Below are 16,319 nucleotides of genomic sequence, written 5' to 3'. Positions count from 1 at the left end.
AAGATTGCGATGATCGCCGATTTCGAGAGCCATCGCCGGTATCTGATCGGTGTCGCCTATCGCATGCTGGGCACGGTGGCGGAGGCCGAGGATGTGGTGCAGGAGGCCTATCTCCGCACCCGCGACGCCGAAGCGGTCGAGCATCCGCGCGCCTTCCTGACGCGGGTGGTGACGCGGCTGTGCCTCGATGTCCTGAAATCGGCGCATCATCAGCGCATGACCTATGTCGGCCCGTGGCTGCCGGAACCGCTGCACGATATCAGCGATTTTACCGGGGCGCGGGCGGGCGAGGCGTTAGCCGATGACCTGTCGATCGGGCTGCTCTATGCGCTGGAGCGACTGAGCCCGCTGGAGCGCGCGGCCTTTCTGCTGCACGACGTATTCGGCGTCGATTTCGCCGACATCGCCGTGACGCTGGAGCGTTCGGAGGCCGCTTGCCGGCAGCTTGCGGCGCGGGCGCGCAAGGCGCTCCGGCGGGACGAGGCTCCGCCCGCGCGGTTCAAGGTCACGCCGGCCGACGAACGCGCCTTTCTTCGGGCCTTTCTGGAGGCGTCGCAGTCGGGCGATGTCAGCGTGCTGGAAACGCTGCTTACGCGCGATGTGACCCTGCATTCGGACGGCGGCGGCAAGGCGTCGGCGGCCATCAATATCCTCGAAGGCCGCGAACGTGTGATGAAATTCATGGTCGGTATCTACCAGAAGTTCCGCCGGCACACGGTCGATCGCGTCGCATTTGTGCAGGCCAATGGCGCGTTGGCCGTACTCAGCCACCACACCGACGGCACGACCGATCTGCTCAATATCGAAACCCGCGACGGTCAGATCAGCGCCATCTATTTCGTGCGCAATCCCGACAAGATGAAACGGTTTCGTGGATAACATCCTCCCCTGCGAGCCCTTGGGCGAAGCGGGGGAGGAGGATTAAACGACCGCCAATGCCCGGTCGAGCGCGGCGATCAGGTCGGACGGGTCTTCGAGGCCGATCGACAGACGCAGCAGGCCCTCGGTAATGCCGGCTGTGGCCTGCGCTTCGGGAGACATGGCCGCATGGGTCATCGAGCCCGGATGCACGATCAGGCTTTCGACGCCGCCGAGGCTTTCGGCCAGGCTGAACAGTTCGACGACTTCGAGCACGCGCTTGACGGCTTCAAGCCCCCCGGCCAGTTCGAAGCTCATCATCGCGCCGAAGCCCTTTTGCTGGCGTCTGGCCAGCGCGTGCTGAGGGTGCGAGGGCAGGCCGGGATAGAAGACGCGCGACACCGCTGGATGACTTTCGAGGAACTCGGCAATCGCCTGCGCCGATTCCTGCTGCTGCTTGACGCGCACCAGAAGCGTGCGCACGCCGCGCAGCGTCATGTAGGAATCGAACGCGCCGGGCGTCGAACCGAGGCAGTTGGCCCACCAGCTATAGGTGGTGACGTCCTCCGCCGTGGTGCAGACCAGCGCGCCGCCGATAACATCCGAATGACCGTTGATATACTTGGTCGTCGAATGGATGACGAAATCCGCGCCGAACTGGATCGGATTCTGCAGGGCCGGGGAGAGGAAGGTGTTGTCGACCGCGACCTTCGCCTCGGCCTTGTGGCCCAGGGCGGTCAGCTTTTCGAGGTCGATGACGCGCATCAGCGGGTTGGACGGCGTCTCCAGCAACAGTAGGCCCGCCGGCTGCGACAGGGCGGCTTCGATGGCCGCATCGTCGCCCTGATCGACATAGACGACCTCGATCAACCCTTGACGTTGGCGGGCATTGAGCAGGCGCTGCGTGCCGCCGTAGCAGTCGTGCGGGACCACCACGCGCTTGTTCGGCAGGTCCTGCCACAGCAGGTCCAGCGCCGCGAGGCCCGAAGCCGTCATCACCGCGCCCGCGCCGCCTTCAAGCTCGGCGATGACGTCAGCGATGATGTCGCGCGTGGGGTTGCCGGAGCGGGCATAGTCGTAGCCGCGCTTCTGGCCGAAGCCTTCGAAGGAATAGTTCGACGACAGATAGATCGGCGGCATGACCGCGCCGTGCGCCCGGTCGGTGTCGATGCCGATATTGATGACCTTGGTGCCGAGTTTAGCGTCTTTGAGGTAGTCTTTGTTGGACATTTTCATTCCTCCCCCTCTCCCTTGAGGGAGAGGGTGGCGCAAAGCGCCGGGTGAGGGGGTGATGGTTGAGTATATGGCTCCCCCTCACCCCAGCCCTCTCCCTCAGGGAGAGGGGGTTAATCGTTAAGAGACGTGCGGACAATATCCGACACGGCGCTGATTTCCTTAAGGAACGCGTCGTGTCCGTACAGCGAGGGAAAGTCGATGAAGACGCTGTCGTTCAGCGCTTCGTGCAGGGTCTGCATGTCCGAATAGGGCACCAGACGGTCGGTCGGCACGGCGGCCAGAAACACCTTCGCCTTGATCTTCGCCGGATCGACGCGATGACGGTCGAGCGAATCGGACATGGAAATCCAGCGGTTGGCGTTCGAGGCATAGGCGTCGCCGCGCGCGCGCAGATAGCCGCACACCGTATAGTTTTCGCCGGCCCAGTCCGGGGCCGGGCCGTCGAAGCGTTCGGAGAACTCGGCTTCGGAACGATAGGTGGTCATGGCCAGTTGGCGCGCCAGCGAAATGCCTTCCTGCTCGCGGCCATTGTCGAGGCCGAACTGGAGCAGGCGGCGTTGCAGGCCACGCATGGCGGTGGCCATCGGATGCGCGCGATGGGCGGCGGAAATGCAGCACACGCGGTCGATATAGTCGGGATAAAGTTCGGCGAAGGCCAGACCGATCATGGCGCCGTAGGACGCGCCGATAAAGGCGAAGACGTGCGGCACCTCAAGATGATCAAGGATCAGCCTGACCAGACGCGCCTGATCGTGGGTGGTGATGGTGTAGACCTGCGACGCCGGCAGGCGCGGCGCGAACTCGATCGACAGGACGCGGAAGGTGTTGAGGTCGAGCGCTTCACCGGGGCCCGCCACGCCTTCCCACCAGCCGGGGGCGGTGTCGGTCGTGTCTTCCTTGGCGAACAGGATGCGCCCGGCGGAGATGCCGCCCGCGGCCACGACGACCCGGCCGTCGGCAGGCCCGTAGAGGCGCGCGACGACATCGGTCTGTTCCAGTTTTTGTCCGCTTCGCAGCCGGAAATCCTCTGGAATATCAACGCGGATATCGGTTCCGGTAAGGTCGGGCGAGGTGGTGGGTTTGATAAAGCTCATGGTGGTCCGGTGGCGAATACAGGGACTCAACGGACCAGTCGGGAGAAGGCCCGGCCTCATAGCCGGGTATCGCTTCTCTCATCTGTCGGAAGCGTGCTTCCGCAGGAGTTGGCACCATTCCGAAGGTTCGGTGGTTGCCCCAGCGTCGTCGGGCCTGTCCCTCGGCTGGTCTCGATGAGTTATGTGCGCTTATGCGCTCAAGCCCGCATCGTCGTCAAGAGGCGGATGGCAAGTCGCTTTATAACATAAGAAGGGCATAAGCCGGTCATCCGCTTACGGGGTTCATGCGTAATCCCGGTATGACCCCAATCAAACGTCGTGACATCGTGGCCTCCGTTTGCACCCTGCCGCTCTGGCTTGGCGCTGCTGCGGCGCGGGCGGAACTCCCGGCCGAAGTGCCGGACGGCAAGCTGGTCGGCAGGGGCCGTTACAGCGTGCTGGGCATGTCGATTTTCGACGCCAGTCTGTACGCGCCCAATGGCCGCTATGACCCGCAAAAACCCTTCGCCCTGCGGCTCGATTATCTCAAAAGCTTCAGCGCGAAGCACATCGTGGATCATACGGTCGCAGAAATCCGCAAGCAGGGGTTTTCAGATAAGCCCAGGCTGGAAGAGTGGCGGCGGCAGATGACCGCCATCTTTCCTGACATCCGGTCCGGAGCCTATATTACAGGCATACGCAGCGCCGAGGGACACGCACAGTTTATTCACAACGGTCGCCGGATCGGCGCTATCCGCGACCCGCAATTCACACGACTGTTTTTCGATATCTGGCTGGGGAGCCGGACGTCATCCAAAACGCTGAGAGCCAAACTTCTGGGGGGCGCATGAAGCCGCGTAAAAAGACCAAACGCACCTGGATTATCGGTGCGTCGAGCGGGATAGGCGAGGCTCTGGCTGAACGGCTGGCGGCGCGGGGAGAAGAAATCATTCTTTCAGCGCGCAACGCCGAAGCGCTGGACGCCCTGTGCAAACGCCTGAACGGTCGCGGGCATCGGGTTCTGCCGCTGGATGTGTCCGATGGCGCAGCGGTGATGCGCTCCGCCGCCTGGCTGAGGGATACGGTCGGTCCGCTCGACCGGGTTCTCTTCTTTGCCGGAGCTTACACGCCGATGAAGCTGGGGCAGATCGATCTCGGCGATATGAGCCGTATCGTCGATACCAATCTGAAAGGCGCGTTCCATGTTGTGGAAGCCGTCTTACCGATCATGGCCGAGAAGGGACAGATCGCCCTGTGCGCCTCGGTGGCCGGCTATCGCGGGTTGCCCAACGGTCAGCCCTATGCCGCCACCAAGGCGGGGGTGATCTCTCTCGCCACCTCCTTGCGCGCCGAACATGGCGACCGTCTGGACATCAAGGTGATCAATCCGGGCTTTGTCAAAACGCGGCTCACCGACAAGAACGGTTTCGAGATGCCTATGATGATTACGCCGGAAAAAGCCGCCCGTGCCATTGCCGGCGAGATTGATAGCCAGCGGTTTGAAATACACTTCCCGAAAGGTTTTACACGACTGGTCAAGTTTCTGAGTCTGTTGCCGGACGGGCTTTATTTCAAAGCTGTGAAAAAAATGGTATAGCGTCTTCTGCGGAGGCGTGAATACCCATGTCTACACGGCGTTTACTGGCAGGCAGTCTGTTGCTGGCTCTACTCTGGCCCAGGACTCTGCTCGCTGAAAATCGTTATCGCCCCAAAACGCCCAGGACATATATCCGGGGTCGCAGAGGTGGATGTTACTATATCAATAAAAACGGCAACAAAACCTATGTCGATCGCTCGCTATGCCGCTGAACCGGGGCAAGCGGTTTTGGCCGCCCCCACTCGGCAAGCACGATGCCTGAAACGACCAGCCCCAGCGCCCAGAAATGAAAGCCGTGCAGGGGCTCGCGCAGGATCAGCACCGACAGGATGACGCCGAACAGCGGGATGGTGTTGATGAACAGGCCGGCGCGGTTGGGGCCGATCAGCTCGACGCCCCACACATAGCAGACCTGCGCCACCAGCGACGGGAGAAGGCCGGTATAGAGCACGATCAGCCAGCCGGTCACGTCCGGCCAGACGATACCCGTATCACGCGACATCCACAGCAGGTAGGGCAGGGCGGCCAGTATCGCGCCCAGGGTCGGAATGGCCATCAGGCTTTGCCAGTGGATTTGCGGCTTATAGCGCAGGGCGACGGTGTAGACGCCGTAATTGATGACCGCCAGCAGCATCAGCACATCGCCGATATTGAGGTCGAGATGGACGATATTCCTCAGATCGCCGTGGGTGGCGGTGAGTATGACGCCGATGGCGGTGATCCCGAATCCGGCGATCTGCGCCCACGACGCCCTGATGCGATAGAGCGCGTAGTTCAGCCCCATGATAACCAGCGGGATGCCGGCGTCTTCGATCACCACATTGATAGCGCTGGTGTGCTGGAGCGCCGTATAGAGCAGGATGTTGAACGAGGCGAAGCCGAAGAAACCGTAGCCCAGCAACAGCGGCAGGTGCTGACGGATGACGGGCCAGTCGCGGCGCAGCGGCCTGATCGAAAGGGCGAAGATGACCAGCGCCGCCAGTACCCAGCGCGCCGCCGACAGCATGGCCGGGCTGATGTGCCCGACGGCCAGCTTGCCAGCCACCATGTTCCCGGCCCACAGCACCGAGGCGATGAGCAGACAGGCATAGGCCTTGAGGCTTACCGACGATTTTAGATACTGTTGCAACGACTTCTCTCCGCCGTTGCGCGCTTAACACGAAAATCGGCGCGGGCCTTATCTTTTTTCTTTGAATTGGTTGAAAAGACTTATAACGCCAGTTCAATCCGCCTGCCGCCAGAAACACAAAAGCTGTGCGATTGGAGAAGAGGAATTATCTATGTCTACCCTTGTCGTGAAATTCGGTGGTTCGGTTCTGACCTCCGAGGCGGCCCTGCATCGCGCCGTGTCCGAAGTCTACCGTTATGTGCGTGACGCTCAGAAGGTGATTGCCGTCATTTCGGCCTTCAAGGGAGAGACAGACCAGATTATGCGTCTGGCCGTGGGTTACACTCAGGCCTCGGCCTCGTCGGCGACGCCGCACCTGCTGGCGACCGGTGAAATGAAGGCCGCGACCCTGTTCGCCATGGCCTGCGAGCGGTCGGGCATCGTCACGCGCTTTCGCTCGGTCGCCGAAATCGGCCTGACGGCGGAAGGCGACCATTTCAACGCCCATCCGGTCAGCCTCAAGACCGAGGTGCTGCTGAACGATCTCAAGACCTGCGACCTCGTCGTCGTGCCGGGTTATGTGGCCGAAAACGCCGCCGGTGAGCCCGTGTTGCTGGGTCGCGGGGGCTCGGACCTGACGGCGGTCTTCATCGCCAAAAATCTCAAGGACGCCGGCGGCGATGTGCGCGTGCGCCTGAACAAGGACGTCGACGCCGTCTACGACATCGATCCGAACACCTATCCGGACACCGCCAAGCCCTATGCGGCCCTGTCGTGGGAAGAGGCCGAGAAGATCGCCTTCCCGGTCGTGCAGGCCAAGGCGATGAAATATGCCCACGAAAATGGCCTTGAGGTCGAGGTGGCGGGCATAGCGCGTGGCTATGAAACGGTGCTGGGGGCCAAGACCGCCGAGCGCAAGACGCCGGGCTTCGCGCGCAAGATCCGCGTGGCGGTGATGGGGGCCGGCGGCGTCGGCTCGATGTTCCTGCAACGCTGTCTGGAATGGTCGGACCTGATCGAGGTCGATCGCGTGCTGGTGCGCGACCCGTCGAAGCGCCGCGATCATCCGCTGGCCGGTAAGTTTACCTCTGATGCGCGCAACTTCGCTCGCGCCGACGTCGACGTGTTTGTCGATATAGGCACCGGCGTATCGCCTTCGGCGGAACTGCTGGAGCAGTTTCTGAAACTGGGCGTCGGCGTCACGTCGGCCAACAAACAGGCCGTGGCGGCGGTGCAGGGCAAGCTGAAGGACGCGGCGAAGGCGTCGGGCGCGGCGCTGACCTATTCGGCCTCGGTCGGTGGCGGCGCACCGGTCATCGAAGCCCTGCTGCGTGCGGTAAAGTCTCACAAGATCAAGAGTATCGCCGGGGTTGTTAACGGTACGTCCAACTTCGTCATCGATCAGGTCGAGGCGGGTAAGACCTTCGACGCGGCGATGGATGAAGCGCGTCGTCTGGGTTTTGCCGAGCCCGACTCCACAGCCGATCTCGACGGCACCGATGTGGGGGCCAAGCTGCGCCTGCTGCGCGAAATCGCCTTCCCCGGTGTGACGCCGGCGCACGTCGAGGTGGGGGCCATCACGGCGGAATCGCTGGTCATCCCCAAGGGTAAGGGCCTGCGTTACGTGGCGCGCGCCATCATGACGGCCAAAGGTCTCGAAGTGTCGATGAAGCTCGAAGAACTGCCGGCCGATCACTATCTCGTCGGGGCCAAGGGCGAGCAGAACCGCGCCATCATCGAGCTTGAGAACGGTGAATTCTGGTATGTGACCGGCAAGGGCGCGGGGGCGTGGCCGACCTCGGAATCGCTGCTGGCGGACACGCTGGAAATCGCCCGCGGTTTGAAGGGGTGATGTAAGTTCCTGCCCTGATTTCAGGGGAGGTGCTATATATGACCGCATGACCCTCGATGAACTCAACGCCTTCTGTCAGTCGCTCACCGCCACGACGCATGTGGTGCAGTGGGGCGATTCCGACGTGTGGAAGGTCGGCGGCAAGGTTTTCATCATCGCGGGGACGCAGCCGGACGGGCATCTGTCGTTCAGCGTCAAGGTCTCGCCCATGACCTTTGAAATCCTGCGCGACCATCCCGATTGCCGCCCGGCGCCCTATCTGGCCTCGCGTGGCATGAGCTGGATACAGTATTATACCGGCGATCAGATGGCTGACGATGAGTTGCGGGGCTTGCTCACCGACTCGCATCGTCTGGTGGCTGACGGGTTGTCGAAGAAGAAGCAAAAGGAATTAGGGCTTTGAACTATCGCCACGGCTTTCACGCCGGGAACTTCGCCGACCTGTTCAAGCACGCGGCCCTGCTGAACTTCCTGCGCGCCCTGCGTGAGGAAAACAAACCCTTGCAGGTGGTGGACACCCACGCCGGAGCCGGGCAGTACGACCTGTCCGATCCGACCTTTTCGCGCTCGAAAGAGGCTGAGGCCGGGATCGGTTATCTGCTGGGCGGCGAGGTGCCGGACAGCCTGAAACCCCTGTCGGACTATGTGTGGGCCAAGAACCGCGCGGCGGGGTTCAAGACGCGTATCGGCATCTATCCCGGCTCGCCGCTGCTGGTGCTCGATCACCTGACGGCCGAGGGTCGCTATGTGGGTTGCGAGTTGCGCAAGGACGATTACGAACTGCTGAAAGGCGTCGTCTTGCCGCGCGGCAAGGCGCGCCATACGGACGGTTACGAAGGGGCGGTCGAGGCCGCTGGTGACGACAAGGACCTGCTTCTGCTCATCGATCCGCCGTTCGAGAAGTTCGAGGACTATGAGCGCATCAACGAATGCTTGCGCGACGTGCTGAAAAAGCAGCCGACGGCCAAGGCGCTGGTGTGGTTGCCGCTGAAGGACCTTGAAACCTTCGACCGCTTCCTGCGCCACATGGAATGCGAACTGCTGGAAGACCAGACGGGTGAGGGCGGTCCGGATATCGCCGTGGCCGAACTACGTCTGCGTCCGCTGACCCATCCGTTGAAGATGAACGGCTGCGCGCTGGTGACGATCAATGCGCCGGCCGCGGTGGTGCAGGCCATGGGTGAGATCGCGGAAGACCTGGCGAAGGTCTTTGCCGAACCGGGCGGCAAGTCGGCGGTGTGGACGCTGGACTGATCACGCGAAATTGCCCCGGACGGGCGATTGGCCGCATGGCGGGCTGTGGATTTCTGTGCTAGATTTTGTGCGCTGCAATATCGAGCGCACGAGGCCACGAGATGTTGACCATGACGCAATCCGACCTGCCCCCGTTTTCGCTTCCGACCTCTGAAGAGATGAAAAGCGCTACCGAGCGCCTGACCAACTTCTGGATCGGGGCGTGCTCGCCCATGTGGGTGCCGTTCTTCGCCGCGACCAGCTTTGGCGTATCGGCTTGGATGCTGACCGGCGCGGCGGCGCGCGGGGCGACGGGCAACGATCTCTATAAGGACCTGCCCAAGGGCTTTGTCGATATGATGAGCCTGCGCCAGAGCTGGTACAAGGCCAGCGAAGAGGCGGCGCACGTGATCGAGGACGTCAATGAGGTCGTGCGCGATGCCGCGGCGGCGGCGATCGAGGCCGAGAGCGCGGTGATCGAGGCCTTGACGGAGCCCCTTCCGGTGGCGAAGCCGGTGGAGCCTGCCCCTCTCAGCCCGCCGGCGATCATCGCCGCAGAGCCCGAAGCGCTCGCCCCGGCGAGAGCGGAACCCGTAGAGGATGTTCTGCCGGAGCATATAGTGGAACCGGCCTTCGAGCCTGTACCGGTGATCAAGGCCGCGCCCAAGCGCCGCCCGGCGCCGCGCAAATGAGCTACTTGGCCGGATAGATGTCCACGATGATCGGGCGGTGGTCCGAACCGTAATAGGGGCCGACCTTGCGGTTGCGCAGGCTCAGACCCTTACCGGCATAGGCATTGTCGATGCCGATGCGCACGGGCCCCGGCAAAACCGCCGGCCAGGTCCCGGTCGGCGCCGGTGCGGCGGTCATACCCAGCCCGCGGCTGAAATCGATCAGGGCCGAAGCCGACGGCGTGGTGTTGAAGTCGCCGACCAGCACGGTGCGCTCAGGTTTTTCATCCATCAGATCGTCATTGAGGCGCAGCAACTGGCGCGGCTGGGTATCCGGGGCGGTGAACGGCCACGGGCGCGTCAGATGCGCGACGGCCAGATGAATCGGCCCCGAAGGCGCATCGACATCGACGGTCAGCAGGCTGTAGCCGATGGGCCGGGCGCGCTCGCGATCCAGGGGATAGCGCGAAAAGACGAAGGTGTCGTAACGCCGCGCCATGTGCGGATAGGTCTTGCGCAAGGCCCCGGCCAGGGTTTCATCGGCCAGAGGTCCGGCTTCGACAAAGGTGACGATGTCAGGGTTCTCTTCCCTCACCCAGTTCAGCAACCGGTCGGGCGTTTCGTTCTTGACGTAGAGATTGGCGAACATCAGGCGTACAGGCTTGGCCGTTTCTGAGGGCTGAGGCCCGGCCGGGCTGATCTGCGGCCACAGGCTGACCAGCAACAGGACGGTGGCGATCAGCGAGATGAGGGCCGAGGCGCGCTGGCGCAACTGGATCAGGATAAAGGCCGCGACGACGCTCGCGCACAGCAGCGGCGCAGTGAAAATGTCGATCAGATAGCCCTTGGCCTGATGCGGGTCGAGCAGGCACACCGCGCCCGCGCCAAGAAGGGCGAGGCTCAGCAGAAAGCCGCAGACGGAAAACAGCCGCAGGATAAACACGGATCAGCGCAGGATGACGGCGGTGCCGGAGCAGGTGACCATCAGCATGGTGCCCTGAGACACGGTTTCGTAGTCGAGATCGACGCCGACAATGGCGTTGGCACCGCGTTGGGCGGCCTCTTCCTGCATCTCCTTCAGCGCGGCTTCGCGGGCGGCGCGCAGCACCTTTTCGTAGGAGCCCGAACGGCCGCCGATGATGTCGCGGATGCCGGCGAACAGATCGCGGAAGATATTGGCCCCCAGGATCGCCTCACCGGTGACGACGCCGATATAGGTTTCGATGGCGTGGCCCTCGACATTGGGCGTGGTGGTGACGATCATGGTTAATTTCCCCTCGATGGTGCAATTGACGCAAAGCCTCGCTACAGGCAATCTCTAGCCGCAACGGGCGAAGGGGAGCAAGTGACATGTTTGTCAGGTCGGCTTACGACGTGCAGAAGGTCTACGACTCCGTCGGCACCATCAAACGCCTTTCGGACCGTATTATCGGCATAGGACCCATCAATCTGATCGGGCTGGACGGGATTTTGGCGTGGGTGCCGGGAGTGGGGACGGTTTATTCGATCGGCGCCAGCCTGTTCATCATGGCCAATGGCATCCGGGTGCGCATGAGTCCGGTGACCTTCGTACAGACCTCGATTATTCTTTTGATCGACTCGGGGGTAAGCGGTCTTGAGAGTTTTATCCCCTTTTTGCCGGCCATAACGGACACCCTTTTTCAGGGCCATCTCTACGCGGCGCATATCGTGCAGAAAGAGATCGAAAAGACGCTCTATCTTGAAGAAAGTGCACGCGAAGCGCACGCTTCGGGCCGCCATCGCGACAATCTGGCGACGATGAAAGCGACCAAGGGCAAGAAGCGGCTGGTCTATCTTTTACCCTGATCTGTCCCCGGTGCGGAATTTGACCGGACACTGAAAGGCGTCATTTCGATGAGGCCCGAACGTGTCACTCCAAAATACGCCTGTGCTTGGTCTGCCCCTGCTGCAATCTGGGCAGGCGCAGAAACATATCACCCTCAATGAAAGCCTGTGGCGGCTCGACGCGCTGATCCAATCGCGGGTCAAAAGCCGTACACTCGTCGCCCAACCCTCAGCTCCACAGGCGGGCGAGGCCTATATCCTCCCCGAAGCGGCGTCCGGCGCGGCCTGGGACGATTACGCCGCCGGGGATTTCGTCGTCTTTCAGGGCGGCTACTGGGATTTCCTCGACCTGCCCGAAGGGGCGCTGGTCCATGTGGCCGACGAAGGCCGCTTCGTGGTGCGTACGGCGTCCGGCTGGACGGCGCTTCAGGCGACCATCGACGCCTTGCAAGGCCTTGAGCGGCTGGGCGTCGGTGCGACGGCGGACGCCACCAACCGGTTGTCGGTCAACAGCCCGCAGGTGCTGTTCAATCATGCCGGCGGCGGCAGTCTGCTCGCGCTCAACAAGGCTACCGCGTCGCATGAGGCGGGGATCGTCTTCCAGACCGGCTTTTCCACGCGCGCTTTGCTGGGCACGCTGGGCGACGACCGTCTGACGCTGAAGACCTCGACGGACGGTTCGACCTTCAGCGAGGCCCTGAGCATCGAGACCGATCGCGTCGCCCTCCATCGCCCGTTGAAACCCGCCACCGACAATGGGGTGTCATTGGGCGGAGCCGGGGCGCGCTGGAGCGAGGTGTGGGCGGCCAGCGGCGTGGTCCAGACCTCCGACGGGCGCGACAAGCGCGTGACGGGCCTGATCGATCCGACTGATGCCCTGACCGTGCTCGATGCGGTCCCTCCGGTCCGTTTTTACTGGCGCGAAGGCGAGGGGACGACGGCGCAGGCCGGTTTCCTCGCTCAGGATGTGCGCAAGGGTCTCGAACTGGCGGCGCTCGATCTGGGCCTGTGGGGCCTCGAAGATGTGGCCGATCCGTCCAGCCGTCAATGGTTGCGCCCGGATCAGTTGCTGGCGGTCCTGTGGGCTGCCGTTAAGGGGCTGCGCGCTGAACTGAGCGGCAAAAGTCTCTGAATTTCCCTATTAATCTGAAAAAGGAGAAAGCGAATGGCGGATACGCCCTACGCTGTATTTTCGGGCATGACCAAGATGCTGATCGACATGGGCGACGGCACCTGCGCCGAACGCTTCATCGGCCCGCGTCCCAGTCATGTCGACTGCGGACAAAAGAAGATCGCCACTACGGGTACGGCGGTGGCTCTGGGCAGCGGTCTGCTGTTCAACGGCATCATCGTCACGGCCAAAAGCACCAATGCCGCACCGGTGTTTGTCGGGGCATCCGGCGTAACCATCACGGACGACGGCACGGGTAATGGCTATCGCCTTGAGCCGGGGCAGTCGATCAGCTTTTCGGTGGCCGACATCAGCGCGCTGTTCATCAACGGCACCGTCGGCGACAGCGTCTATTTCGCGGGGAACTGAACATGCCGGCACCCGCTATTCCCCCTTCGCCCCTGACCGCTGCCGCCATTTCCAATACGGGTGGCGCGCTCACGGCCTATGCGCATGAGCTTCCGGCGGGGCTGGGATGGAACCACACCCTGCTGCCGCTCAACCTGCGCTCCTTCTGGCAGGCCAGCGGCCTGCGCACCGGCACCTGCGGCCTGACCGCCAAGCAGGTGTTTGCGCGCTTCAGTACCGCCTGCGATGCGCCCCAGCGCACCTTCTACGTCAAGCGCACCGGCAGCGACTCCGCCAATGGCCTGACGTGGGCGACCGCCGTTGCGTCTATCTGGAAGGCTATCGAGCTTCGCAACGCCTTCCCGACCGAGACGGCGCGCATCAATGTCGATGCGGCGATCAATAACGGCCTGTACCCGCGCGGAAATGGCCTGAGCAACAACGGCACGCCCGTCCTGCCGGTGTTCGATACGGCCTTCGTATCCTACTATGGCAAGGTCCGTACCGGCACGTTCGAAATGGCGCTGACCTTTGCGGTCGACGCCACGCACACCAATACCTACAGCGTGGCGCGGGCGAACGTGGACCGCGTGCTCGACCTGTCGCGTCCGCTGGCGACGGGCGGTTATTTTGAACTGACCAATGTGGCGACGGCGGCTGCCTGCAATATGCGGCCGGATAGCTGGGCGCTGGTGTCGGGCACGCTCTACGTCAACAGGCTGGACGGCGCGCAGCCGGTCACGTCGGGGAACAACCCGAACACACTGGTCAATCTCAGCCTTAACCTGAACAACTACAGCGGCACGCCGGTCAATCTCTATTTCGGCGGTGAGAACAGCGGCGACGGCTTCGAATTTTTCGGGCAGGCCGTGTTCAATTACAATGCGCGTCCCGTTACGCCCAAGGCGCATATCTTCGAAGGGTGCACTTTCAACTACGGCGGCGGGCTGACGTCGGGCTATGCCTCGCGCGGCCTGACCGTCGAAAGTCTGGACGGGCTGGCGGCGTGCTTCAACTGTTCGGGTACAGGCAACGCCACCGATACCTTCAACCTGCACTACGCCAATGCCGGAGCTGCGGGCGGCAAGCTCTATTTCTACTCGGAAAATTGCAGCGCCTTCGACCATGGACGCGGCAGCGGCACCTCGTGCAACGGCCTGACCCTGCATGAGGATGTCATCGCGGTGGACCTGTGCGGACGTTACTTCAATGGGCGCGGTGGCACGGTCAGCAATGTCAACGCGTCGAAGCACTTCCTGGCCGCCACCCATGTCGAAGGCGATGTCGGCGACCGGGGCAGCGGCGGGCCGAATGCGCCCATGGCCATCCGCGCCGGCGATACGTCGCAACTGTGGACGGATATGGTCAGCGTGAACATGCCGTCGGGCAGCATCGGCTTCTATACGACCACAGGGGCCGCCATCCGCGGACGCCGCGAAATCACCTCTCCGGGCGGTCGCACGGGCAACGGTACGTTCGGGACGTGGTGATCTGAAATGGCGAAGGCCCGGTTCGTTTCCGAACCGGGCCTTCATGGTGCCGTATGGCAGGATTGAACTGCCGACCTCAGCCTTACCAAGGATGCGCTCTACCACTGAGCTAATACGGCTTTAAGCGTCATGCCAAAAAGTGGAAGGCACTTTTTGGAAACACATGATGCGTCTCAAGCCGATGTGTAAACACCGGCTGAGGACGGGGCTAATACCCAAAGCTGAGGCGAACGCAAAGCGAAAAGTGCATTTTTTGCTCGCTTTTTGTGGATGGAAAGCTAAATCACCTCCCTATGAGCGACTCCAGGACGAAAAACCCCAAGGATGAAAAGGCCGAGCGCCTCAACGCCGCCCTGCGCGCCAACCTGCAACGGCGCAAGGCCGCCGCGCGCCGTCCGGACGCCACGCAAACCCGTGAAGGCGAGACGAAAAACTAGCTGTTGCGCCTGCCGCCCGGTGATGTAGAACGCCAAATCCATTTCGTTTCATTCGCCGTGAATCGGCGAGGCCAGAATTGGCGGGAAACGGAAGCTCAGAACATTCGGATCAGGCGTAGTCTATGGATCGTATTGCGTTGGAAGGCGGCGTGCCGCTTAAGGGTGACATTCCCGTCAGCGGGGCGAAGAATTCCGCGATCAAGCTGATGGCGGCGTCGCTGCTGACGTCTGAGCCCGTGCGCCTGACCAATATGCCGCGACTGGCCGATACGCGCCTGCTGGGCCGTCTGCTGCAACGCTTCGGCACGCAGATCACCGAGACCAACGGGCCGGACGGTCATCAGGAGACGCTTCTCCACACGCCGGAAATCACCTCGGCCTTCGCGCCCTACGATCTGGTGCGTCAGATGCGCGCCTCGTTCAATGTGCTGGGGCCGTTGCTGGCGCGCACCGGCCATGCCAAGGTGTCGCTGCCCGGCGGCTGCACCATCGGCGCGCGTCCGGTCGATCTGCACCTCAAAGCGCTTGAGGCGCTGGGCGCGCATATCGACATGCACGAAGGTTATGTCTTCGCTCAGGCCCCGCGCGGCCTGAAAGGCGCCGAGATCGAGTTCCCCTTCGTCTCGGTCGGTGCGACCGAGCACGCCCTGATGGCGGCGACCTTGGCCCACGGTACGACCGTGTTTAGGAACGCCGCCTGTGAACCGGAAATCGTCGATCTGGCCGAATGCCTGAACGCCATGGGCGCGAAGATCAGCGGGGCAGGGACCCCGACCCTGGTCGTCGAAGGCGTCACCTCGCTCAAGGGCGCCGACTGGTCGGTCATCTGCGACCGCATCGAAGCCGGCACCTATGCGCTGGCCGGGGCCGTCATGGCCGGCAGCGAAGTGCGCCTGACCAAGGTGCGGCCGGAACTGATCGGCATTCTGCTCGACAAGATGCGTCAGGCGGGCTGCGACATCGAGACGACCGACTCGACCGTCACCATCCGTCGCGGTCCGGGCCGCCTCAAGGCCGTCGACATCACCACCGAGGTCTATCCGGGCTTTGCCACCGATCTTCAGGCGCAGTTCATGGCACTGATGACGCTGGCCGAAGGCGAGTCGACCGTGCGCGAGACCATCTTCGAAAACCGCTTCATGCACGTGCCGGAACTGGGCCGTCTGGGGGCGAACATCTCGGTTCAGCACGGCGGCGAAGCGAAGGTCACCGGCGTCGAGGAACTGCGCGGGGCTCAGGTGATGGCCACCGATCTGCGCGCATCGGCCTGTCTGGTCATTGCCGGTCTGGCGGCGCGCGGCGAGACGATCATCAACCGTGTCTACCATCTCGATCGCGGCTTTGAGAACCTCGAAGGCAAGCTGTCGGCTTGCGGGGCCAGGATCCGCCGCCTCAAGGGCGACGATCCGATAGAGGAAGAGTAAGCCTCATGCCAAAAA

The 16,319-nt window shown here is 62.7% G+C and carries 18 protein-coding genes, 1 tRNA gene and 1 riboswitch; of the genes, 13 read left to right on the top strand and 6 right to left on the bottom strand.

Going from position 1 to position 16,319, the window contains the following annotated elements:
- Positions 1 to 9: 9 nt before the first annotated feature.
- A complete protein-coding gene (gene sigJ, locus LH365_RS09255; RefSeq protein ID WP_226743356.1) occupies positions 10 to 879 on the top strand; it encodes an RNA polymerase sigma factor SigJ in 870 nt (289 codons plus the stop codon).
- Positions 880 to 921: 42 nt separating this feature from the next.
- Here the strand turns inward: sigJ and metB are convergent, their stop codons facing one another.
- Both metB and LH365_RS09245 read right to left on the bottom strand, forming a co-directional pair.
- Complete coding sequence (gene metB / locus LH365_RS09250) at positions 922 to 2,088, bottom strand: cystathionine gamma-synthase (RefSeq protein WP_226743355.1); 1,167 nt, start codon at positions 2,086 to 2,088, stop codon at positions 922 to 924.
- 116 nt (positions 2,089 to 2,204) lie between these two features.
- Entirely contained in the window at positions 2,205 to 3,188 is a 984-nt protein-coding gene (locus tag LH365_RS09245) for a homoserine O-succinyltransferase (protein WP_226743354.1), read from the bottom strand.
- A 75-nt stretch (positions 3,189 to 3,263) separates the two neighbouring features.
- Positions 3,264 to 3,369, bottom strand: a riboswitch (SAM riboswitch).
- Between the two features lie 118 nt (positions 3,370 to 3,487).
- Here LH365_RS09245 and LH365_RS09240 point away from each other — a divergent pair.
- Entirely contained in the window at positions 3,488 to 4,018 is a 531-nt protein-coding gene (locus LH365_RS09240; RefSeq protein WP_226743353.1) for a chalcone isomerase family protein, read from the top strand.
- Entirely contained in the window at positions 4,015 to 4,764 is a 750-nt protein-coding gene (locus tag LH365_RS09235; protein ID WP_226743352.1) for an SDR family oxidoreductase, read from the top strand. The genes LH365_RS09240 and LH365_RS09235 overlap by 4 nt, the downstream gene beginning before the upstream one ends.
- A gap of 184 nt (positions 4,765 to 4,948) precedes the next feature.
- Here the strand turns inward: LH365_RS09235 and LH365_RS09230 are convergent, their stop codons facing one another.
- Positions 4,949 to 5,893 (bottom strand): DMT family transporter, encoded by a 945-nt coding sequence (locus tag LH365_RS09230; protein WP_226743351.1) that lies wholly within the window; start codon positions 5,891 to 5,893, stop codon positions 4,949 to 4,951.
- 151 nt (positions 5,894 to 6,044) lie between these two features.
- Between LH365_RS09230 and LH365_RS09225 the strand changes: the two genes are divergently transcribed.
- The 4 genes from LH365_RS09225 to LH365_RS09210 all read left to right on the top strand — a co-directional run bounded on the left by LH365_RS09225 (position 6,045) and on the right by LH365_RS09210 (position 9,649).
- Positions 6,045 to 7,724, top strand: a complete 1,680-nt coding sequence (locus LH365_RS09225; RefSeq protein WP_226743350.1) for a homoserine dehydrogenase — start codon at positions 6,045 to 6,047, stop codon at positions 7,722 to 7,724.
- Positions 7,725 to 7,770: 46 nt separating this feature from the next.
- Entirely contained in the window at positions 7,771 to 8,127 is a 357-nt protein-coding gene (locus tag LH365_RS09220) for an MmcQ/YjbR family DNA-binding protein (protein WP_226743349.1), read from the top strand.
- Positions 8,124 to 8,978: a 23S rRNA (adenine(2030)-N(6))-methyltransferase RlmJ gene (gene rlmJ, locus LH365_RS09215; protein ID WP_226743348.1), complete on the top strand. Its 855-nt coding sequence runs from the start codon at positions 8,124 to 8,126 to the stop codon at positions 8,976 to 8,978. Before LH365_RS09220 ends, rlmJ begins: the two co-directional genes overlap by 4 nt.
- A 110-nt stretch (positions 8,979 to 9,088) precedes the next feature.
- Positions 9,089 to 9,649 (top strand): hypothetical protein, encoded by a 561-nt coding sequence (locus tag LH365_RS09210; RefSeq protein ID WP_226743347.1) that lies wholly within the window; start codon positions 9,089 to 9,091, stop codon positions 9,647 to 9,649.
- A gap of 1 nt (position 9,650) precedes the next feature.
- Here the strand turns inward: LH365_RS09210 and LH365_RS09205 are convergent, their stop codons facing one another.
- Together LH365_RS09205 and LH365_RS09200 are read right to left on the bottom strand one after the other, a co-directional pair.
- Positions 9,651 to 10,571, bottom strand: coding sequence for an endonuclease/exonuclease/phosphatase family protein (locus LH365_RS09205; protein WP_226743346.1), 921 nt, complete (start codon positions 10,569 to 10,571; stop codon positions 9,651 to 9,653).
- Between the two features lie 3 nt (positions 10,572 to 10,574).
- Complete coding sequence (locus tag LH365_RS09200; RefSeq protein WP_226743345.1) at positions 10,575 to 10,892, bottom strand: heavy metal-binding domain-containing protein; 318 nt, start codon at positions 10,890 to 10,892, stop codon at positions 10,575 to 10,577.
- Positions 10,893 to 10,978: 86 nt separating this feature from the next.
- Here LH365_RS09200 and LH365_RS09195 point away from each other — a divergent pair, with 86 nt between their 5' ends.
- The 4 genes from LH365_RS09195 (at position 10,979) to LH365_RS09180 (ending at position 14,443) form a co-directional block, all read left to right on the top strand.
- Positions 10,979 to 11,455 carry a DUF4112 domain-containing protein gene (locus LH365_RS09195; RefSeq protein WP_226743344.1) on the top strand — a complete coding sequence of 159 codons (477 nt, stop codon included), beginning with the start codon at positions 10,979 to 10,981 and terminating at the stop codon, positions 11,453 to 11,455.
- 82 nt (positions 11,456 to 11,537) lie between these two features.
- Positions 11,538 to 12,566 (top strand): DUF2793 domain-containing protein, encoded by a 1,029-nt coding sequence (locus tag LH365_RS09190; protein WP_226743343.1) that lies wholly within the window; start codon positions 11,538 to 11,540, stop codon positions 12,564 to 12,566.
- 33 nt (positions 12,567 to 12,599) lie between these two features.
- Positions 12,600 to 12,974 (top strand): hypothetical protein, encoded by a 375-nt coding sequence (locus LH365_RS09185; RefSeq protein WP_226743342.1) that lies wholly within the window; start codon positions 12,600 to 12,602, stop codon positions 12,972 to 12,974.
- Between the two features lie 2 nt (positions 12,975 to 12,976).
- The gene (locus LH365_RS09180; RefSeq protein WP_226743341.1) at positions 12,977 to 14,443 is read left to right on the top strand and encodes a hypothetical protein; all 1,467 of its coding nucleotides are present in this window, start codon (positions 12,977 to 12,979) and stop codon (positions 14,441 to 14,443) included.
- Between the two features lie 44 nt (positions 14,444 to 14,487).
- On the opposite strand, the gene LH365_RS09175 is transcribed toward LH365_RS09180, so the two are convergent.
- A tRNA-Thr gene (locus LH365_RS09175) sits at positions 14,488 to 14,562 on the bottom strand.
- Positions 14,563 to 14,736: 174 nt separating this feature from the next.
- Here LH365_RS09175 and LH365_RS09170 point away from each other — a divergent pair.
- On the top strand, positions 14,737 to 14,880 hold the full coding sequence (locus LH365_RS09170) for a hypothetical protein (protein WP_226743340.1): 144 nt from the start codon (positions 14,737 to 14,739) through the stop codon (positions 14,878 to 14,880).
- Between the two features lie 122 nt (positions 14,881 to 15,002).
- Complete coding sequence (murA, locus tag LH365_RS09165; RefSeq protein ID WP_226743339.1) at positions 15,003 to 16,304, top strand: UDP-N-acetylglucosamine 1-carboxyvinyltransferase; 1,302 nt, start codon at positions 15,003 to 15,005, stop codon at positions 16,302 to 16,304.
- Positions 16,305 to 16,319 lie beyond the last annotated feature (15 nt).

The organism is Asticcacaulis sp. AND118, assembly GCF_020535245.1.
GTDB lineage: Bacteria > Pseudomonadota > Alphaproteobacteria > Caulobacterales > Caulobacteraceae > Asticcacaulis.
The sequence above is the reverse complement of the archived record's forward strand: the minus strand, read 5'-3'. Positions and strand labels throughout refer to the sequence as shown.